Source organism: Nocardia sp. NPDC050697 (assembly GCF_040654395.1).
Taxonomy (GTDB): Bacteria; Actinomycetota; Actinomycetes; order Mycobacteriales; family Mycobacteriaceae; genus Nocardia.
The window spans coordinates 19,245-38,297 of the sequence record NZ_JBFAHY010000010.1 but is presented as its reverse complement, the minus strand read 5'-3'; the positions used below and the strand labels follow the sequence as shown (position 1 = coordinate 38,297).

General features: G+C 70.6%; 22 protein-coding genes. 14 read left to right on the top strand and 8 right to left on the bottom strand.

Annotated elements, in window-relative coordinates:
* Window positions 1-3 precede the first annotated feature (3 nt).
* Both AB0H71_RS28750 and AB0H71_RS28745 read right to left on the bottom strand, forming a co-directional pair.
* Window positions 4-522 (bottom strand): DUF1990 domain-containing protein, encoded by a 519-nt coding sequence (locus tag AB0H71_RS28750; RefSeq protein ID WP_357027023.1) that lies wholly within the window; start codon window positions 520-522, stop codon window positions 4-6.
* Window positions 523-561: 39 nt separating this feature from the next.
* Window positions 562-1,179, bottom strand: coding sequence for a M23 family metallopeptidase (locus tag AB0H71_RS28745; protein ID WP_357027021.1), 618 nt, complete (start codon window positions 1,177-1,179; stop codon window positions 562-564).
* Between the two features lie 361 nt (window positions 1,180-1,540).
* On the opposite strand from AB0H71_RS28745, the gene rpsB reads away from it, so the two are divergent.
* The 5 genes from rpsB (at window position 1,541) to AB0H71_RS28720 (ending at window position 5,880) form a co-directional block, all read left to right on the top strand.
* The gene (rpsB, locus tag AB0H71_RS28740; protein ID WP_357027019.1) at window positions 1,541-2,398 is read left to right on the top strand and encodes a 30S ribosomal protein S2; all 858 of its coding nucleotides are present in this window, start codon (window positions 1,541-1,543) and stop codon (window positions 2,396-2,398) included.
* A 104-nt stretch (window positions 2,399-2,502) separates the two neighbouring features.
* Window positions 2,503-3,330: a translation elongation factor Ts gene (gene tsf / locus AB0H71_RS28735; protein ID WP_357027017.1), complete on the top strand. Its 828-nt coding sequence runs from the start codon at window positions 2,503-2,505 to the stop codon at window positions 3,328-3,330.
* Window positions 3,331-3,525: 195 nt separating this feature from the next.
* The gene (gene pyrH / locus AB0H71_RS28730) at window positions 3,526-4,254 is read left to right on the top strand and encodes a UMP kinase (RefSeq protein WP_357027015.1); all 729 of its coding nucleotides are present in this window, start codon (window positions 3,526-3,528) and stop codon (window positions 4,252-4,254) included.
* Window positions 4,255-4,318: 64 nt separating this feature from the next.
* Window positions 4,319-4,876, top strand: coding sequence for a ribosome recycling factor (frr, locus tag AB0H71_RS28725; RefSeq protein WP_357027013.1), 558 nt, complete (start codon window positions 4,319-4,321; stop codon window positions 4,874-4,876).
* A gap of 41 nt (window positions 4,877-4,917) precedes the next feature.
* Window positions 4,918-5,880 (top strand): phosphatidate cytidylyltransferase, encoded by a 963-nt coding sequence (locus AB0H71_RS28720; protein WP_357027011.1) that lies wholly within the window; start codon window positions 4,918-4,920, stop codon window positions 5,878-5,880.
* 4 nt (window positions 5,881-5,884) lie between these two features.
* Here AB0H71_RS28720 and AB0H71_RS28715 read toward each other — a convergent pair whose 3' ends face one another.
* The gene (locus tag AB0H71_RS28715) at window positions 5,885-6,250 is read right to left on the bottom strand and encodes a lipopolysaccharide assembly protein LapA domain-containing protein (RefSeq protein WP_357027009.1); all 366 of its coding nucleotides are present in this window, start codon (window positions 6,248-6,250) and stop codon (window positions 5,885-5,887) included.
* Between the two features lie 57 nt (window positions 6,251-6,307).
* On the opposite strand from AB0H71_RS28715, the gene rlmN reads away from it, so the two are divergent.
* Window positions 6,308-7,417: a 23S rRNA (adenine(2503)-C(2))-methyltransferase RlmN gene (gene rlmN / locus AB0H71_RS28710; protein ID WP_357027007.1), complete on the top strand. Its 1,110-nt coding sequence runs from the start codon at window positions 6,308-6,310 to the stop codon at window positions 7,415-7,417.
* Here the strand turns inward: rlmN and AB0H71_RS28705 are convergent.
* Window positions 7,414-7,824 carry a DUF5997 family protein gene (locus AB0H71_RS28705; RefSeq protein WP_357027005.1) on the bottom strand — a complete coding sequence of 137 codons (411 nt, stop codon included), beginning with the start codon at window positions 7,822-7,824 and terminating at the stop codon, window positions 7,414-7,416. The two genes, rlmN and AB0H71_RS28705, sit on opposite strands and share 4 nt — an antisense overlap.
* A gap of 35 nt (window positions 7,825-7,859) precedes the next feature.
* Here AB0H71_RS28705 and AB0H71_RS28700 point away from each other — a divergent pair, with 35 nt between their 5' ends.
* Window positions 7,860-8,780, top strand: coding sequence for a LysR substrate-binding domain-containing protein (locus AB0H71_RS28700; protein ID WP_357027003.1), 921 nt, complete (start codon window positions 7,860-7,862; stop codon window positions 8,778-8,780).
* 112 nt (window positions 8,781-8,892) lie between these two features.
* On the opposite strand, the gene AB0H71_RS28695 is transcribed toward AB0H71_RS28700, so the two are convergent.
* On the bottom strand, window positions 8,893-9,162 hold the full coding sequence (locus AB0H71_RS28695; RefSeq protein ID WP_357027001.1) for a DUF2631 domain-containing protein: 270 nt from the start codon (window positions 9,160-9,162) through the stop codon (window positions 8,893-8,895).
* Between the two features lie 90 nt (window positions 9,163-9,252).
* Here AB0H71_RS28695 and dxr point away from each other — a divergent pair, with 90 nt between their 5' ends.
* From dxr to AB0H71_RS28670, 5 genes are all read left to right on the top strand, one after another.
* Window positions 9,253-10,401 carry a 1-deoxy-D-xylulose-5-phosphate reductoisomerase gene (gene dxr, locus AB0H71_RS28690; protein WP_357026999.1) on the top strand — a complete coding sequence of 383 codons (1,149 nt, stop codon included), beginning with the start codon at window positions 9,253-9,255 and terminating at the stop codon, window positions 10,399-10,401.
* Between the two features lie 90 nt (window positions 10,402-10,491).
* On the top strand, window positions 10,492-11,694 hold the full coding sequence (locus AB0H71_RS28685; protein ID WP_357026997.1) for a site-2 protease family protein: 1,203 nt from the start codon (window positions 10,492-10,494) through the stop codon (window positions 11,692-11,694).
* Between the two features lie 124 nt (window positions 11,695-11,818).
* Window positions 11,819-12,949: a flavodoxin-dependent (E)-4-hydroxy-3-methylbut-2-enyl-diphosphate synthase gene (gene ispG, locus AB0H71_RS28680; RefSeq protein WP_357026995.1), complete on the top strand. Its 1,131-nt coding sequence runs from the start codon at window positions 11,819-11,821 to the stop codon at window positions 12,947-12,949.
* Between the two features lie 60 nt (window positions 12,950-13,009).
* Window positions 13,010-13,864, top strand: coding sequence for a GNAT family N-acetyltransferase (locus AB0H71_RS28675; protein ID WP_357026993.1), 855 nt, complete (start codon window positions 13,010-13,012; stop codon window positions 13,862-13,864).
* A 73-nt stretch (window positions 13,865-13,937) separates the two neighbouring features.
* The gene (locus AB0H71_RS28670; protein ID WP_357027410.1) at window positions 13,938-15,719 is read left to right on the top strand and encodes a penicillin-binding transpeptidase domain-containing protein; all 1,782 of its coding nucleotides are present in this window, start codon (window positions 13,938-13,940) and stop codon (window positions 15,717-15,719) included.
* Here the strand turns inward: AB0H71_RS28670 and AB0H71_RS28665 are convergent.
* Together AB0H71_RS28665 and AB0H71_RS28660 are read right to left on the bottom strand one after the other, a co-directional pair.
* Window positions 15,713-16,240, bottom strand: coding sequence for a peroxynitrite isomerase (locus AB0H71_RS28665; RefSeq protein ID WP_357026991.1), 528 nt, complete (start codon window positions 16,238-16,240; stop codon window positions 15,713-15,715). The genes AB0H71_RS28670 and AB0H71_RS28665 overlap by 7 nt on opposite strands.
* Complete coding sequence (locus tag AB0H71_RS28660) at window positions 16,237-16,434, bottom strand: hypothetical protein (RefSeq protein WP_357026989.1); 198 nt, start codon at window positions 16,432-16,434, stop codon at window positions 16,237-16,239. The genes AB0H71_RS28665 and AB0H71_RS28660 overlap by 4 nt, the downstream gene beginning before the upstream one ends.
* Window positions 16,435-16,618: 184 nt before the next feature.
* Between AB0H71_RS28660 and AB0H71_RS28655 the strand changes: the two genes are divergently transcribed.
* Together AB0H71_RS28655 and AB0H71_RS28650 are read left to right on the top strand one after the other, a co-directional pair.
* On the top strand, window positions 16,619-17,485 hold the full coding sequence (locus AB0H71_RS28655) for a helix-turn-helix transcriptional regulator (RefSeq protein ID WP_357026987.1): 867 nt from the start codon (window positions 16,619-16,621) through the stop codon (window positions 17,483-17,485).
* Window positions 17,482-17,655, top strand: a complete 174-nt coding sequence (locus tag AB0H71_RS28650) for a DUF397 domain-containing protein (protein ID WP_357026985.1) — start codon at window positions 17,482-17,484, stop codon at window positions 17,653-17,655. The genes AB0H71_RS28655 and AB0H71_RS28650 overlap by 4 nt, the downstream gene beginning before the upstream one ends.
* Here AB0H71_RS28650 and AB0H71_RS28645 read toward each other — a convergent pair.
* Entirely contained in the window at window positions 17,648-19,012 is a 1,365-nt protein-coding gene (locus tag AB0H71_RS28645) for an amino acid permease (RefSeq protein WP_357026983.1), read from the bottom strand. The genes AB0H71_RS28650 and AB0H71_RS28645 overlap by 8 nt on opposite strands.
* Between the last annotated feature and the right edge of the window lie 41 nt (window positions 19,013-19,053).

Genomic DNA, 19,053 nt, shown 5'->3' with positions numbered 1-19,053 from the left:
GAGCTATGTCCAGCCGGGCGGGGTGCGGCGGAGGGTCGCCAGGTAGGCCGCGGCTGCGGTGCGCTGGGCGAAGCGGCCAGCCGGGCCCGCCAGGCGGGTGTACCAGGAGGCGGGGCGGGAGAAGGCGGTGACGAGGCCGTAGACGGTGTCGGTGGCGCGGTCGTATTCGACGGCGAACAACTCCTCGCCGGATTCGGGGTGGCCGGGGAGGGTGCCGTAGGCGAAGCCGCAGCGGTCGCCCTCATCGAGGACGTAGACGACGCGGCAGGGGGCGGGGATACCGAGGGGGCCTACACCCAGCCGCACCGTGACGTGGCTGCCTGGCTGGGCCACGGGGGTGTCGGCGCTGCGGAAGATGCCGAGGCCGCGCTGCATGCGGTAGGCGAGGACGGCGTCGCCGAGGCGGCGGAACTCGCTCTCACCCTTGGCGATGGCGCGGCGCACCTCCAGGTGGTCGTAGCCGGTGGGGAGCGGGCCCCGGGTGGCGCCGACGTCGGGGTAGGTAAAGGGGGCGTCTGGCATAGGGCGATTCTGCCCGGCTGCCGGGAGTGCGGAAAGGGTTCATGGTTCTACCAGGGGTTTCAGGCGGAGGGGAGCGAGGCGGAGCAGGCCGAGTGGGTCGACGTACTGCGGGCGGTTGCGGATCGTCGGGTCGCGGCGGGCGCCCCAGTGCAGGCAGGCGAGGGCGGGGCAGCCCTCGTGGCCGGTGGCCAGCGTGCCGATCGGGGAGCCGCGGGTGACCCTGGTACCGGCGGTGACGCCGGGCTCGACCGGTTCGTAGGTGGTGCGAAGGCCGCCGTCGTGCCGTAGCGAGACCACGGGCTTGCCGGCGACGGTGCCGGCGAAGACCACGATGCCGTCGCCCGCGGCGAGCACCGGGCTGCCGGGCGTCGCGCCCAGATCGACCCCGCGGTGGCCGGGTAGCCAGTCGTGCTCGGGGTTGTCGAAGCGGCGCAGGACCACGGGGCGTGGTCGCAGCGGCCAGTCGAACGGCGGGCCGGTGAGCGGCGTGAGCGGCTCCGTGAAGGGCGGTGCGGTGCCGGGATGAACGACGCCGGGCGCGCCGGGCGGCGCCGAGCCGGGCCGGGCGATACCGGGCGGCTCGGCACCGGCGACCGGCGCGACGGCGAGCGCTACGACCACGGAGAACAGCAGGGTGTGAACGGTGAGGGAAGGCACCCCACCGACCCTGCCGAAACCACCCCGACCCCCGCGATACCCCACCGCGCAACTGTGGACAACCCGGAACCTGGGGATAAACCACCGGGGGCGATTTCTTCCCGGACGTCTCGCGACGTAGACTGGCCGAGCGGTCCGTGCATCGCACCGACCGACTTCGCGCGCCATCGTGCCCGTCGCCTCGGCGCTGTTCGAACAGAGCTCCTCTTCGCAGGATAATCGCTCGCCTCGATCGGTGCCCGTCGACGGGGAATCGTCGGCTGGTCCCGCCCTCACCGGCGGGCCGGCGATTCGATGACGCTAGGGCTGCGGGTCACCGACCCGCCGCGACAACCGGCAACGAAAGTGAGATACGGGAGCTATGGCTGTCGTAACCATGAAGCAGCTGCTCGACAGCGGCGCGCACTTCGGACACCAGACCCGGCGCTGGAACCCGAAGATGAAGCGGTTCATCTTCACCGACCGCAACGGCATCTACATCATCGACCTGCAGCAGACGCTGACCTACATCGACAAGGCGTACGAGTTCGTCAAGGAGACGGTCGCCCACGGCGGCACCGTGCTCTTCGTCGGTACCAAGAAGCAGGCGCAGGAGTCGATCGCGGCCGAGGCCACCCGCGTGGGCATGCCCTACGTGAACCAGCGCTGGCTCGGCGGCATGCTGACCAACTTCTCCACCGTGCACAAGCGTCTGCAGCGCCTCAAGGAGCTCGAGGCGATGGAGCAGACCGGTGGCTTCGAGGGTCGCACCAAGAAGGAAATCCTCATGCTCACGCGTGAGATGAACAAGCTGGAGCGGACCCTCGGCGGTATCCGTGACATGGCGAAGGTGCCGTCGGCGATCTGGGTCGTCGACACCAACAAGGAGCACATCGCCGTCGGCGAGGCGCGCAAGCTGAACATCCCGGTCATCGCGATCCTGGATACCAACTGCGACCCCGACCTGGTCGATTACCCGATCCCGGGCAACGACGACGCGATCCGCTCCGCCGCGCTGCTGACCAAGGTCGTCGCCTCCGCGGTGGCCGAGGGTGTGCAGGCGCGGGCCGGTGGCTCCGCGAGTGACGACAAGCCCGAGGCGGGCGCGGGCGAGCCGCTGGCCGAGTGGGAGCAGGAGCTGCTTGCGCAGGCCGCCCCCGCCGCCGAGGCCGCCCCGGCTGCCGAGGCTCCGGCCGAGGCCGCTGCCGACGCCCCGGCCGAGGCTCCCGCCGAGGCCTGATCGACGTCCTCGTTACCTGCTGTTCCAGCGGTGGTCACGGCGCACTGCCACCGTGACCACCGCTGACCGGTATTCCCACCTTTTTCGAAGGAGGCTCGCCACCCATGGCGAACTACACCGCTGCCGATGTGAAGCGGCTCCGCGAGCTCACCGGCTCCGGAATGATGGACTGCAAGAACGCCCTGGTCGAGACCGACGGTGATTTCGACAAGGCCGTCGAGCTGCTCCGCATCAAGGGCGCCAAGGACGTGGGCAAGCGTGCCGAGCGCACCACCGCCGAGGGCCTGGTCGCCGCCAAGGGCGGCGTCCTGATCGAGATCAACTCGGAGACCGACTTCGTCGCCAAGAACGGCGAGTTCCAGGCGCTGGCCGACAAGATCGTCACCGCGGCCGCCGCGGCCAAGCCGGCCGACCTGGACGCGCTCAAGGCGCTCGACCTGGGCGACGGCGAGACCGCCGACGGTGCGCTGCAGGCGCTGGCCGCCAAGATCGGCGAGAAGCTGGAGCTGCGCCGGGTCATCGCGCTGGACGGCCCGGTCGCCACCTACCTGCACAAGCGGGCCTCGGATCTGCCGCCCGCCGTCGGCGTGCTGATCGAGTACCAGGGCGAGGGCGACGCCGCGGCCGAGGCCGCGCGGGCCGCCGCCATGCAGGTGGCCGCGCTCAAGGCCAAGTACGTGACCCGCGACGAGGTCCCGGCCGATCTGGTGGAGAACGAGCGCCGCATCGCCGAGCAGACCGCGCGCGAGGAGGGCAAGCCGGAGGCGGCGCTGCCCAAGATCACCGAGGGCCGCGTGAACGGCTTCTTCAAGGACGTCGTGCTGCTCGAGCAGGCCTCGGTCACCGATTCCAAGAAGACCGTCAAGGCGCTGCTGGACGACGCGGGCGTCACCGTGACCCGGTTCGCCCGGTTCGAGGTCGGCGCGAGCTGATCCCGCCGCACCAGGCATCCGAAGGCCCCCCGGTGTTCACCGGGGGGCCTTCCGCGTCCCGTGCGGGGCATGAGGCAGGATAGGGGCATCCGTGTGTCGCCCTCCCCGCTCGAGCGGGTACGTCGGCGCGCCCGGAGTGCCCGCAGTCAGTACGTTCCGGTCCGCCGGAACCAGCTCCCGAGGAGATCAGCACCGATGACGGACCCGGGGATCGAACGCCCAGGCTACGACCGGGTGCTGCTCAAGTTGGGCGGCGAGATGTTCGGCGGCGGCCGGGTCGGGCTCGACCCCGACGTGGTGCAGACGGTGGCGGAGCAGATCGCGGAGGTCGTCGCCACCGGCGTGCAGGTCGCCGTGGTGATCGGCGGCGGCAACTTCTTCCGCGGCGCCGAGCTCGAGGAGCGCGGCATGGAGCGCGCCCGCTCGGACTACATGGGGATGCTCGGCACCGTGATGAACAGCCTTGCGCTGCAGGACTTCCTGCAGAAGCAGGGCGTCGACACCCGGGTGCAGACCGCGATCACCATGGGCCAGGTCGCCGAGCCCTACCTGCCGCTGCGCGCCCGCAGGCACCTGGAGAAGGGCCGGGTGGTGATCTTCGGCGCCGGGATGGGCATGCCGTACTTCTCCACCGACACGACGGCGGCGCAGCGCGCGCTGGAGATCGGCGCCGACGTGGTGCTCATGGCCAAGGCGGTGGACGGGGTGTTCAGCGCCGATCCGCGGGTGGATGCCGACGCCATGCTGTACGCCGAGATCACGCACCGGGAGGTCATCGAACGCGGCCTCAAGGTCGCCGACGCGACGGCCTTCAGCCTGTGTATGGACAACCAGATGCCGATGCTGGTGTTCAATCTTCTGATCGAGGGCAATATCGCCCGGGCCGTTGCCGGTGAGAAGATCGGCACATTGGTCAGGTCCTGAGACCGCGACCCCGCGCGGTACCCGCCCGCGGAACCGGAATGACGACGCTGTGGAGGAAACGGTCGTGATTGATGAAGCGCTCTTCGACGCCGAGGAGAAGATGGAGAAGGCCGTCTCGGTGGCGAAGGACGATCTCGGCTCCATCCGCACCGGGCGCGCCAACCCCGGCATGTTCAACCGGATCGTGGTCGAGTACTACGGCAGCCTGACGCCGATCACCCAGATGTCCAGCATCACGGTGCCGGAGCCGCGCATGGTCGTGATCAAGCCCTACGAGAAGAGCCAGATGGGGCCGATCGAGACGGCGATCCGCAACTCCGATCTCGGCGTCAACCCCACCAACAACGGCGACATCATCCGCATCTCCATCCCGCAGCTGACCGAGGAGCGCCGCCGCGACCTGGCGAAGCAGGCCAGGGGCAAGGGGGAGGACGCCAAGGTCGCCATCCGCAATGTCCGCCGCAAGGCGATGGACGAACTCGGGCGCATCCAGAAGGATGGCGAGGCGGGCGAGGACGAGGTCGGCCGGGCCGAGAAGGAACTGGACAAGACCACCGCCAGGTACGTCGGCCAGATCGATGAGCTGGTCAAGCACAAGGAAGCCGAACTGCTCGAGGTCTGAGACCCGATCGCGGGTTCGGGGAACGAACGGGAACTTTTGAGTTGAGCGACGGGACGATCGTGGTCGACAAAGCCGCTGCGGCCGAGGAGCCGACGCCGCCGGGCACAGAACCTCCGCCTGCCGGGGCGGCCTTCGCGCCTGCCCCGGCCGCCGCGCCGCCGGAGCCCGCTCCGGCGGCCGCGGGCGGCTCGCGGGCGGGCCGGAACCTACCGGCGGCGCTCGGCGTCGGGTTCGGGCTCGGGCTCTCGCTGATCGCCATCCTGCTCTTCGTCCCCAAGGTCTTCATCCTGGTCGCTGGCACCGCGATCGGCATCGCGACCTGGGAGGTGGCCAAGCGGCTGCGCGAGGCCGACGTCCTGGTCCCGCGCATCCCGCTGATCGCGGGCGGGCAGGCGGTCTTCTGGCTGGGCTGGCCATTCGGCGCGAACGGCGTCGCGGGGGCCTTCGCGGCCACCGTGCTGGTCTGCATGGTGTGGCGGCTCTTCGACCACGGCCTGACCGTGGCCCCGCGGAACTTCCTGCGGGACACCGCGATCACCGTCTTCACGCTCGCCTGGATCCCGCTGCTCGCCTCGTTCTCGGTGCTGCTGCTGCTCGAACCCGACGGCAACCTGCGGGTGCTCACCTTCATGATCCTGGTGGTGTGCTCCGACGTCGGCGGCTACGTCGCGGGCGTGCTCTTCGGGCGGCATCCGATGGTGCCGTCGATCAGCCCGAAGAAGTCCTGGGAGGGGTTCGGCGGCTCGCTGGTCTTCTCGGTGATCGGCGGGCTGCTCACGGTGACGCTGCTGCTGGAGGCGAACTCCATGATCGGCGTCGTGCTCGGCGTCGGGCTGGTCGCCGTCGCCACCGTCGGCGACCTGATCGAGTCGCAGATCAAGCGGGAACTCGGGATCAAGGACATGGGGACGCTGCTGCCCGGCCACGGCGGCATCATGGACCGGCTGGACTCCATGCTGCCGTCGGCGTTCGTCTCCTGGCTGGTGCTCTCCGCGCTGCTGTAGCGCGTCAGCGCGGGTGCTTGGCGAGGCGGCGCAGCTGCAGGATGCGCAGCCCGCCGACCAGGGCCATGAGCAGCGCGCCGATGATCACGCTGAGCAGCACGGTGACGCCGAGCGGCAGGGTGAAGTCCCAGAAGAAGAGGCTCACCGGCACCTGGTCCAGGTTCTGCAGGATGAAGATCAGCAGCACCACCAGGATGACGGCGCCCGCGACCAGCCCGCTCCACGCGTAGCCGGTCTTCGAGGAGACCGAGACCTTCTTGCGCTGCACCGGCGCGGAGACCTCCCCCGGCGCGGTGCCGGGAGCGTCGCCGAGCGGATCGGCGGTCGCCTTGGACAGCGGATTCGGCTCGGGTGCTGGCGTGGTGGTCATGCTGCACGGATACCCGCTACCAGCGTGATTACGCGCGGATGGGACACTGGTAGCACTATGGTCGCCTCCCTTCCGCTCGTTTTCGATGCCCCGCGCCGCGGGATGCCGCGCACGCATCTCGCCGACCTCGACGCGGAGGGCAGGCGCGCGGCCGTCGCCGAACTCGGGCTGCCCAGGTTCCGGGCCGACCAGATCGCCAGGCAGTACTACGCCCGGCTGCAGGCCGACCCCGCCCAGATGACCGACCTGCCCGCTCCGATGCGCGAGCAGATCGCCGACGCGCTCTTCCCGCCGCTGCTGACCGTGGTCAAACACGTCGCCTGCGACGACGGCAGCACCCGCAAGACGCTCTACCGCGCGGGCGACGGCACGCTGCTGGAGAGCGTGCTCATGCGCTACCCGGACCGCAACACCCTCTGCATCTCCAGCCAGGCCGGCTGCGGCATGGCCTGCCCCTTCTGCGCCACCGGCCAGGGCGGGCTGGACCGCAACCTCTCCACCGCCGAGATCGTCGACCAGGTGCGCGCCGCCGCGGCCGCGCTGCGCGACGACGAGGTGGCGGGTGGCCCGGGGCGGCTCTCGAACATCGTCTTCATGGGGATGGGCGAGCCGCTCGCCAACTACAAGCGGGTGGTCGCGGCGGTGCGCCGGATCACCGCGCCCGCGCCGGACGGGTTCGGCATCTCGCAGCGCAATGTGGTGGTCTCCACGGTCGGGCTGGCGCCCGCCATCCGCAAGCTGGCCGACGAGGGGCTCTCGGTGACGCTCGCCGTCTCGCTGCACACCCCCGACGACGAGCTGCGCGACACCCTGGTGCCGGTGAACAACCGCTGGCCGGTCGCCGAGGTGCTGGAGGCGGCGCGCTACTACGCCGACACCACCGGCCGCCGGATCTCGATCGAGTACGCGCTCATCCGGGACGTGAACGACCAGCCGTGGCGCGCGGACATGCTCGGCAAGAAGCTGCACAGGGCGCTCGGCTCGCGGGTGCACGTGAACCTGATCCCGCTCAACCCCACGCCGGGCAGCGAGTGGGACGCCAGCCCGAAGCCGGTGGAGCGGGAGTTCGTGCGCCGGGTGAACGAGCAGGGCGTGCCGTGCACGGTGCGCGACACCCGCGGGCAGGAGATCGCGGCCGCCTGCGGGCAGCTGGCGGCGGAGAACTAGTAGTTCTTCTGCGGGCGGTTGCTCGCCGCCCGCTTGCGCTCGCGCTCCTCCTCGACCCGGGTGGCCTCGGCCTGCACGGCGCGCAGGTTCTCCCGTTCGCGCAGCAGCCACTCCGGCGGCTCGGCGAGCAGGGCGTCGATCTCGGCGGCGGTGAGGTGGTCGGAGACCTCGGCGCGGGCCAGCCCGCTATTGCTGACGCCGAGCTTGCGGGCGACGACGTCGCGCGGGAAGGGGCCGGTGCGGCGCAGCTCGCGCAGCCACTCCGGCGGGTCGTCGCGCAGCGCGGCCAGTTCCTCGCGGGTAATCGGGTGCGTGCGGAACTCCTCCGGCGCGGCGGGCAGGTAGATGCCCAGCTTGGCGGCGGCCGTGAGCGGTTTCATGGTCTGCGGGTTCGGCACGCCGAGCATCCTATCCGCCGGGGCGGTGCACTACTCTCACCCGGGTGAGCAGCCCGGATTCGATCGACCCCGAGCGGCTGCGGCAGTTCGTCGCGGTCGCCGACGAACTGCACTTCGCGCGCGCCGCGCGGGGGCTCGGCATCGCCAGGCAGCGGCTCAGCCGCACGGTGATCGAGCTGGAGCAGGAGCTGGGGGAGCGGCTCTTCGTGCCGGGCGCGCAGCCGACCGAGCTGACCGCGGCGGGGGCGGCGTTCCGTGACCGGGCGCGGGCGGTGCTCGCGCGGCCGGTGCCGGCGGCGCCCGTGCCGGAGGTTGTGTCGCTGCGGGTCGGGTTCGCGCCCGGGGTGACGGTGTCGAAGTGGGAGCGGATCTGGGGCGAGCGGTTCCCGGAGGTGCCGCTGCACACGGTGCCGCTGACGCAGGCCGAGCAGGAGCGGGCGCTGCGCGCGGGCGAGGTCGACATGTGCTTCGTCCGGCTGCCGGTCGAGCGGGACGGGCTGAGCGTGATCCCGCTGTACACGGAGCTGCCGGTGGCGGTGGTGCCGAAGGAGCACCCGGTGGCGGCGTACGCGGAGATCGCCGAGGCGGATCTGGCCGGGGAGCAGCGGCACGACGGGGCCGATATCGACGGTGCGGCGGGGATCCTGGAGCTGGTGGCCGCGGGGGTCGGGGTCGCGGTGCTGCCGCACTCCATCGCGCGGCTGCACGCCCGGCGCGACCTGGTCTACCGGACCGTCACCGACCTGCCCGGCACCGAGGTGGCGCTGGCCTGGCCGAGCGCGGCGACCACCGAGCCGATCGAGGAGTTCGTCGGCGTGGTGCGCGGCCGGACCGCCCGCAGCACCCGCTCGCCCTCGGCCCGCGCCGAACCGGCGAAGGCCGCGCGGGCACAGCCGAAGAAGGCCCCGGTCAAGAAGGGTGCCGTGCGTGCCGCCCCGAAGCAGGGGCGCCGTCGCGGCCGCTGAACGCCGGCTCCGCCACGGAAGCGGTTATGGCAACCGGGTGCACCGCGCACGAACACGGCCATGAGCAACGGCCGGTGCGAAGGCGCCGACCGGCCGGTGACCGGGCCGGGAACTACCGGGGACGCCGCCGGTAGATGATGTCGTAGATGAAGAGCCCCGCGATGGAGAGGGCGAAGGCGACCAGGAAGATGTCCTCGACCTTGCCGTTGTGGTTGCCGATGAGCATGGCGAGCAGGGCGAGCGCCACGAACCAGCCGGCGATGCGGAAGGTCTTCGGCGATTCACCGCTCCAGCCCCAGGCGGCCGACGGCACATCGGCGGTGTCGACGTGGGGCACGACCGCGCGCTCGTTGTCGGCGGGTTCGAGTTCCGTGGCGGCCACGATCGCTCCTTCTGGCGGGAAGACGGCTACTGCCCGATATCGTGGCATACGACCGCATGTCGTAGCCAGCAGGGCTGCCACAATGGGGCGGTGTCCGACATCGTGAGAGTCCTGCTGCTCGGCAGCACCGGATCCATCGGAACCCAGGCGCTGGAGGTGATCGCCGCCAACCCCGACCGGTTCGAGGTGGTCGGGCTCGCCGCCCGCGGCGGGAACCCCGAGCTGCTGGCCACGCAGATGGCGGCCACCGGGACCCGCAATGTCGCGGTCGCCGACCCGCGCGCCGCGCAGGCGCTCGATCTCGAACTGGCCGGAGCCGACGCGGTGACCGAGCTGGTGCGCCGCACCGAGGCCGACGTGGTGCTGAACGCGCTGGTCGGCTCGCTCGGGCTGGAGCCGACGCTGGCCACCCTGGAATCCGGCACCCGGCTCGCGCTCGCGAACAAGGAGTCACTGGTCGCCGGCGGTTCGCTGGTGACCCGCGCGGCCGCACCCGGGCAGATCGTGCCGGTCGACTCCGAGCACTCGGCGCTCGCCCAGTGCCTGCGCGGCGGCCGCGCCGAGGAGGTGGACCGGCTGGTGCTGACCGCCTCCGGCGGGCCCTTCCGCGGCTGGACTGCCGCGATGCTGGAGAACGTCAACCCGGCCGAGGCCAAGGCGCACCCGACCTGGGCCATGGGGCTGATGAACACGCTGAACTCGGCCTCGCTGGTCAACAAGGGGCTGGAGCTGATCGAGACGCACCTGCTCTTCGGCATCCCGTACGACCGCATCGACGTCACCGTGCACCCGCAGTCCATCGTGCACTCCATGGTCACCTTCACCGACGGCTCGACGCTGGCCCAGGCCAGCCCGCCGGATATGAAGCTGCCGATCGCGCTGGCGCTCGGCTGGCCGGACCGGATCGCGGGCGCCGCCGCTCCCTGCGACTTCGGCACCGCCGCCACCTGGACCTTCGAGCCGGTCGACAGCGAGGTCTTCCCCGCGGTCGAGCTGGCCCGCCGCGCCGGCACGCTCGGCGGCAGCGTGACGGCGGTCTACAACGCCGCCAACGAGGTCGCGGTGCAGGCGTTCCTGGACGGCGCCATCCGCTTCCCGGAGATCGTGCGGATCGTCGCCGAGGCGGTCGAGGGCGCCGAGCAGTGGCGGGCCGAGCCGGGGTCGCTGGCCGAGGTGCTCGCCGCCGACGACTGGGCGCGCTCCTTCGCCGCCGCCGCGGTGCGCGGGCGCTCGGCCTGATCGGCGGGGCTGGTACGGTCCCGCACCGCTACTGTTGACCACAGGCGTCCGGCGCCGAGGGCCGGGATTCGCAGGAGGACTGGAGTTCAGATGGTGTTCGCGTTGGGCTTCGCCCTGTTCGCCCTCGGCATCACGATCTCGGTCGCGCTGCACGAGTGCGGCCACATGTGGGCGGCCAAGGCGACCGGCATGAAGGTGCGGCGCTACTACATCGGCTTCGGCCCGAAGGTCTTCTCCTTCCAGCGCGGCGAGACCGAGTACGGCCTCAAGGCGCTGCCGCTCGGCGGCTTCTGCGACATCGTCGGGATGACCGCGCTGGACGAGGTGCCGCCGGAGGACCTGGACCGAGCCATGTACCGGCAGGCCACCTGGAAGCGCATGGTGGTGATGTTCGGCGGCATCGCGATGAACTTCCTGCTGGGCTTCCTGCTCGTGGTCGTGCTCGCCATCGGCTGGGGGCTGCCGCAGCTGGACCCGGTGGAGACCAAGCTCGGCAACATGAACTGCGTCGCCACCGCCAACCCGGACGGCACCCTGCAGGAGTGCACCGGCACCGGCCCCGCTCAGCGCGCGGGGTTGCGACGTGGCGACGTGGTGACCGCCGTGAACGGCGTCGCGGTGCGCACCTGGAAGGACTTCCAGCGCGAGACCCAGAAGCAGACCGGCACCTTCGACTACACCATCGAGCGCGACGGCGCCGAGCTCACCGTCGCGGTGACGCCGGAGCGCACCGTGCGCTACGACGACAAGGGGCAGAACCCGCGCGAGGTGAGCGCGGTCGGCGTCGGCTCCTACGGCGCGGAGCCGCCGCAGAAGTACGGCGTGCTCGCCGCCGTGCCCGCCTCGCTCGCCTTCACCGGCGACATGTTCGTGCGCACCCTGGAATCGCTGGCCCAGATGCCGGCCAAGGTGGCGGCGCTGTGGACCGCGGTGACCGGCGGCGAGCGCGACCCGGAGACCCCGGTCAGCGTGTACGGGGCAAGCCGGATCGGCGGCGAGACCGCCGAGCGCGGGCTCTGGGGCATCTTCATCCTGGTGCTGGCCAGCCTGAACTTCTTCCTCGGCGCCTTCAACCTGCTGCCGCTGCTGCCGCTGGACGGCGGGCACATGGCGGTCGTGCTCTACGAGAAGGCGCGCAACTCGCTGCGGGCCTGGCGCGGGCTGGCCCCCGGCGGCCCGGTCGACTACCTGAAACTGCTGCCGCTCACCTACGCGGCGGTGGTCATCGGCGGTGCGTACATGGTGCTCACGCTCACCGCCGACATCGTGAACCCGGTCAAGCTGTTCCCCTGATCACCGCTGTCACCGGCCTCACACCGAGCGCACTTCCGGAGCGCGACTAAGCTCGATGGCGCAACGGCTCGACCACGCACGTGAGGAAGAAGGCAGCCGAGAAGTGACAACCATCGGATTGGGGATGCCCGCCGCGCCCGCGGCCGTCCTCGCACCCCGTCGCAAGACCCGCCAGCTCATGGTCGGCGGTGTCGGCGTCGGCAGCGATCATCCGATCTCGGTGCAGTCCATGACGACCACCAAGACGCACGACATCAACGCCACGCTGCAGCAGATCGCGGAGCTCACCGCCTCCGGCTGCGACATCGTCCGGGTGGCGTGCCCGCGCCAGGAGGACGCCGACGCGCTCGCGACCATCGCGAAGAAGTCGCAGATCCCGGTGATCGCCGATATCCACTTCCAGCCGCGCTACATCTTCGCCGCGATCGACGCCGGGTGCGCCGCGGTGCGGGTGAACCCCGGCAACATCAAGGAGTTCGACGGCCGGGTCAAGGAGGTCGCCAAGGCGGCCGGGGCGGCCGGGATCCCCATCCGGATCGGCGTCAACGCGGGCTCGCTCGACCAGCGGATGCTGGCGAAGTACGGCAAGGCCACGCCGGAGGCGCTGGTGGAGTCGGCGCTCTGGGAGGCCGGGCTCTTCGAGGAGCACGGCTTCGGCGACATCAAGATCTCGGTCAAGCACAACGACCCGGTGGTCATGGTGGAGGCGTACCGGCAGCTGGCCGCGCGGAGCGATTACCCGCTGCACCTCGGGGTGACCGAGGCCGGGCCCGCGTTCCAGGGCACCATCAAGTCGGCGGTGGCGTTCGGCGCGCTGCTCGGCGAGGGGATCGGCGACACCATCCGGGTCTCGCTCTCCGCGCCGCCCGCCGAGGAGATCAAGGTCGGCGGGCAGATCCTGCAGTCGCTGAACCTGCGGCCGCGCAAGCTGGAGATCGTCTCCTGTCCGTCCTGCGGGCGGGCCCAGGTCGACGTCTACACGCTGGCCAACGAGGTTTCCGCCGGGCTGGAGGGCATGGAGGTGCCGCTGCGCGTCGCCGTCATGGGCTGCGTCGTGAACGGGCCCGGCGAGGCGCGCGAGGCCGATCTCGGTGTCGCCTCGGGCAACGGGCGCGGGCAGATCTTCGTCAAGGGCGAGGTCATCAAGACCGTTCCCGAGGCGCAGATCGTCGAGACGCTCATCGAAGAGGCGATGCGCATCGCCGAGGAAATGGGCGACACGTCATCCGGCGAACCCGTTGTGACCGTCGGGTAGAAGGTCAAGGTTCGGTACTAGCTGTACCGCTTCGGCCCGGTTCGTGGCAGGCTGGCACTCGTGCGGAGTCTGCTGGAGCGGGCGCGGCTCCCGGCCGCGCGACAGCTCGCGAACCGGGATCTCGCGCAGGTGCTGCGCGTCCTGGATACCGATCCGGTCGCGTCGTGCATGGTCGCGGCCCGATTGCAGGAGTACGGCCTGGATGCCAGGTACGGCTACGGCGAGCTGTGGAGCCGGGGCGACCCGGGCGATTCGCTCTGCTTCTCCGGCGCGAACCTGGTACCGCTCCGCGGCGATGCCGCCTCGGTGAAGGCCTTCGCCGAGCGGGCGCTGCGATTTCCGCGCATGTGTTCCTCGGTGGTCGGCCGCCGCGAGCTGGCGCTCCCGCTGTGGGAGGCGCTGGCCGGGCACTGGGGGCCGGAGCGCGAGGTGCGCGGCGTGCAGCCGCTGCTCGCGCTGGCCGGGCCAGCGACCATCGCCGCCGATCCGGAGGTGCGCAAGGTGCGCCCGGATGAGCTGGACCGCTACCTCGAGGCCGCCATCGCCATGTTCATCGAGGAGGTCGGCGTCGACCCGAGGGCGGGCGACGGCGGCCGCGGCTACCGCAGGCGGATCGCCGGGCTCATCGAATCCGGCCGCGCCTGGGCCCGGTTCGCCGACGGCGAGGTGGTCTTCAAGGCCGAGGTCGGCGCGCTCTCCCGGCGCACCGGGCAGATCCAGGGCGTGTGGGTGCACCCCGAGCACCGCGGGAAGGGGCACGGCGCCACCGGCACCGCCGCGGTCGCCAATGCGGTGGTCGCCACCGGCCGCACCGCCAGCCTCTACGTGAACGACTACAACGACGCCGCGCGCCGCGCGTACCGGAAGGTCGGCTTCCAGCAGATCGCCACCTTCGCCACCGTTCTGCTGGACTGACCGGCCGAATTCCCGGTGCGCCACCGGGGTTTGCCGGTCGATCGCCGGTTACCATCGGGCCGTGTCGATCCGGATGGTCACCACGCTCGCGGCGACGGTCTGCACGGTGCTGGCGGCCGTGGGCTGCTCGGCGGGCCCGCAGGGCCCGATCCCCGTCGCCGACGCCTTCGTCGAAGCCTTCGCCGAACGCCGCACCGGCGACGCCGCCGAACTCACCGGCCTCCCCGAGAAGGCAGGCCCCGCACTGGAATCCGCGTGGAAGAACCTCCAGGCCGAGAGCCTCGAGGCGACCACGGGACAGGCCAGGGTCAGCGGCGACACCGCGACGGTCGAGTACACCTACGAGTGGAAGCTGCCGAAGAACCGGGTCTGGAGCTACTCCGGCCAGCTGCAGATGGGCAAGATCGACGGTCGCTGGGCGGTGCGCTGGACCTCCGCCGACATCCACCCGCGGCTCGGCGACACCCAGACCATGGTGCTGCGCGCCGACCCCGCGCCCAAGGCCAGGGTGAACGAATCCTCGGGCAGCGACGTGCTGGTGCCGGGGCGGGTCTCCCGGGTCACCTTCGACACCGGCGCCGCCGCCGACCCGGGCGGCACCGCCACCGTGCTCGCCCGCGCGCTGCACCGCTTCGACACCGAGCTGACCCCGCCGAAGATCCTCGCCGCGGCCCGCGCCGCGCACGGCCCGCACACCGTGATCGCGCTCAACGAGGTGGAGGCGGACCAGGTCACGAACGAGCTCATCGGGCTGCCCGGCGTCACCCTGGTCCCGGAGTGGGACATGGTGCCGACCGACCGGAAATTCGCCCCCGACCTCATGACCCAGGTGCGGCAGACGGTGATCACCGAGGTCGACGGCAGGGCGGGCTGGAGCGTCGTCACCGTGAACGCCAATGGCGCCGACACCGACGTGCTCACCGAGGTGGCCGCGCAGCCGGCGCCCTCCTTCGCGCTGAGCGTGGACCGGTTCGTGCAGAACGCGGCGCAGCGCGCGGTGGACGTGCGCCGCGACGAGCAGACCATGATGGTGGTGATCCGCCCCTCCACCGGGGCGATCCTCGCGGTGGCGCAGAACGAGGCCACCGACCGGGACGGCCCGATGGCGACCATCGGCCAGTACCCGCCCGGCTCGATCTTCAAGACCGTCACCGCGACCGCCGCCATGACCGCCGGGCTCGCCACCCCGGACACCGTGCTGCCCTGCCCGAGCCGGATCACCATCGGCGAGCGCACGATCCCCAACTACGACCTCTTCAGCGTCGGCAGCGTGCCCATGGCGACCGCGTACGAGCGCTCCTGCAACACCTCGTTCGCCAAGCTCGCCAGCGAGTTGCCCGGCGACGCGCTGCACGGCGCCGCCGCCTCGCTCGGGGTCGGCGCCACCTACACCGTGCCCGGGCTGCCGACCTTCTCCGGCTCGGTGCCGCCCGCCGAGGAGCTGGTGCAGCGCACCGAGGACGGCATCGGCCAGGGCCGGGTGGTGGTGAGCCCGTTCGGCATGGCGCTGATGGCGGCCACCGTCGCCACCGGCCGGGCCCCGGTGCCGTGGCTCATCGGCGGCCGCACCACCGAGATCGAGGGCGAGCGCCCCGACCCCGCGCCGGAGGCGATCGACGGGCTGCGCACCATGATGCGCAAGGTGGTGACCGGCGGTACCGCCGAGCGCATCATCGACCAGGGCGAGGTCTACGGCAAGACCGGGGAGGCGGAGGTGGACGGCGGCTCGCACTCCTGGTTCGTCGGGTACCGCGGTGACCTCGCCTTCGCCACCCTGCTGGTCAAGGGGGGTAGCTCGGACAATGCCGTCGCGGTCACCAGGGACATGTTCACCGCCCTGCCGCCGGACTACTGATCGGTGCGGTGCAGGGTGGCGGCGAGGTGGTGCGTCAGCGGCTCGCCGACGGCGGCCATGCGCACGGTGTAGCCGAGCGTGTCGTCCCGGATGGTGAACGAGCGGCCCATCGCCGTCACCCGCTTCGCGGTGCTGCTGAGCCCGACCCCGGTGGTCTGCAGTTCCAGCCGGATCGCGCCGTCGGCGATGTCGAGCGTGCTCTCGTAGATCTCGGTGATGCCGGTCGGGTGCGCCAGGATCAGCTCGACCCGGTCCGGCGCGGGGCAGCGCAGGTAGCCGGTCTCGGCGTGCAGCGGGCGGCCGTCGTCGGCGGCCCGCGTGCGCTGCCGGTAGGTGAGGAACGGGCGGCCGAGATGCCCGAACTCCACCTCCTCGAGGTAGTCGAAGGGGTCGATGGTCGGGTATTCGCCGTGGCCCTTGCCGCGCCAGACACCGAGCAGCGGGGTCAGCGCGGTGAGGGCGGGGTGCGGGGCTGGGGTGGGGGCTGCCACGGGTCGAGGGTAGCCGGTCCCCGGGCTCATCGGATCGGGCTCACCGTGTCGTCCGGGTCGATGGCGGCGATCGCGTTCTCCATGTCGGTCAACGTGCCCTCGTCCAGTACCTCGCCGCGCAGATTGACCAGTTCGTAGCCCCACCCCGGCGACCGCCGCGGACGGACCTCCAGTGCGCGTGCCGACGCGCGGGCTCGCGCCGCTTCCCAGCGGGCTTCGTCCATGTGCTTACTCATCGGTTACTCCACCTGTCGACGGATTCGGTTGTAATTTCTCCGGTGCCAGCACACCATCGGAAGCCGAAATCGGTAGGGGCGACTGGCAATTCCAGCTTGCGATGCTCTGAACTCGCTGGGCGAATTCCAGTCGGCTCGAGCAGAAATTCCAGTACGGCATGGAGGGGACGTAATGGCGGACAGTGGGTCGACGTTGGCGGGGCGGCAGTTGGCCGGTTATCTCAGGGAGGCGCGGCAGGGGCTGAAGTTGACGCTCGCGGTGACCGCGGCGGCGGCTGATCTCAGCACGTCGGTGCTGCATCGATTGGAGAAGGGGACGCCGACCCGGTTGAAGGTCCGGGATCTGGAAGCGCTGTGCGGCGTTCTGGAGATGTCGAAAGACGAGACCGCTGCGATGGTCGGTCTGCTGCTGAAGGCGGGGGAAAAGTCGTGGTGGCACGCCTACGGTGATGTGATTCCGGCGAATTTTGACGTGTTCGTCGGGCTGGAGTCGGACGCGCGGCGGATCGTTGTTTACCAGCCTTCAATCGTGCCCGGTCTGCTGCAAACTCCGGAGTACACGCGCGTCCTGCTGGAGAACACGTATCCGGAGTGGTCCGACGAGGAGCGTCAGCGGCTTCATGCGTTCCGGATGGAGCGGCAGCGGCAGATCACCCGGCGGCACAAGCCGCTTGATCTGCTGGTGATCCTGAACGAAGCGGCCCTGCGGTGCCGGGTCGGGGGTGACGCCGTGATGGCCGCGCAGCTCCGCCACCTCGCGGAGGTCGGGAAGCGACCGAACGTCTCGATTTGCGTCCTGCCGTTCGCTGTCGGCGTTCCGTTGGGTAGCCCGATCACCCACTACGCCATGCTGGAGTTCGAGACCCCGGCGTCGCCGCCGGTGGTTCATCTGGAGACGTTCACCGGCAGCATGTACCTGGAGAAATCCGGTGAGGTGTCGCAGTACATCGACGTCACCCGCCGGTTGCAGCGGCATACACTGGGCGAAGATGTGAGCAGGAGCCTGCTTCGGAAGATGGTCAAGGAGTTCGAGCAGTGAGTGAACCCCGTTGGTTCAAGTCCAGCTACAGCGGCGATGGTGGGAACTGCGTGGAGGTCGCGTACCTGCCGAGCGGAGAGACCGGCGTCCGGGACTCCAAGAATCCCGGTGCCGGTCACCTGTCCTTCCCCGCGACCGCCTGGTCTGCCTTCGTAGCCGGTCTCAAGTAGCTACCGGCTTCTCCTGCCGGCGCAGCGCGAGCTCGTTCACCGCCCACAGCAGTGCGCCGACGGCGAGCAGGATGCCCGCGATCAGGTACTGCTGCGGGTTCCGGTCGGTGAACGGGGTCACCAGGAAGCCGCAGGTCAAAGCGCCGATGACGGGTAAAAACGTCGGCGTGCGGAAGTGCTTGTGCTCGACCGGGTCGCGGCGCAGCACGAGCACCGCGATGTTCACGATGGTGAAGACCGCGAGCAGCAGCAGCGCGGTGGTGCCGCCGAGTTCGGGCACCTGACCGACGAACAGGATCAGCGCCAGCGCGAGCACCGTGGTGAAGACGATCGAGATGTGCGGGGTGTGCCTGCGCGGGTGCACCGCGCCGAAGGCGCGCGGCAGCACGTGCTGGCGCGCCATGCCGTAGAGCAGCCTGCTGGCCATGAGCATGTTGATCAAAGCCGAGTTGGCGACGGCGAACATGGTGATGAACGCGAAGATGTGGGTCGGGAAGCCGGGGGCGCCGATCTCGACTACTTTGAGCAGCGGGGTGTCGCCCGCGCCCAGCTCGCTCGGCTCCACCAGCGCCACCGCGGTGATCGAGACCAGCACGTAGATGAGCCCGGTCAGCAGCAACCCGCCGAGCAGCACCTTGGGGAAGATCTTGCTCGGCTGCTTGCACTCCTCGGCCATGTTCACCGAGTCCTCGAAGCCGACCATGGCGTAGAAGGCGAGCGTCGTGGCGGCGATGACGCCGCCGAGCGCGGAGCGGTCACCGGTCTCGAACTCGGTGATCCGGCCGAAATCGCCGTTGCCGTAGCCGAGCGCCCAGAGCCCGATGGCGATCACGATGAGCAGCCCGGTCAGCTCGATGCAGGTGAGGACCACGTTCAGTTTGACGCCCTCGCTCACCCCGCGCAGGTTGATGGCGGCGATCACCAGGATGAAGGAGAGCGCCACCAGCGTGATGCCGATGCCGTCGCCGATGCCGAGCTCGAACGCCTCGGCGAAGTTGGCGGCGAAGGCTCGGGCCGCCGTCGACGCCGAGGTGATGCCGGAGCTCATCACCGCGAAGGCCACCATGAAGGTCACGAAGTGGATGCCGAACGCCTTGTGCGTGTACAGCGCGGCGCCCGCGGCGTGCGGGTACTTGGTGACGAGCTCCAGGTAGCTGAACCCGGTGATCAGCGCGACCAGGAAGGCGACGAGGAACGGCACCCAGACGGCGCCGCCCACCTCGTTGGCGACCTTCCCGGTGAGCGCGTAGATCCCCGTTCCCAGGATGTCGCCCACCACGAACAAGAGCAGCAGCCCCGGACCCATGACGCGTTTCAGCTCGGGTTCGGTGGCGCTGTCGGCGGTCACCTCGGCCATGGCGCACCTCCTTCAGCACTCGTTGGTGCAGAAGGGATTAC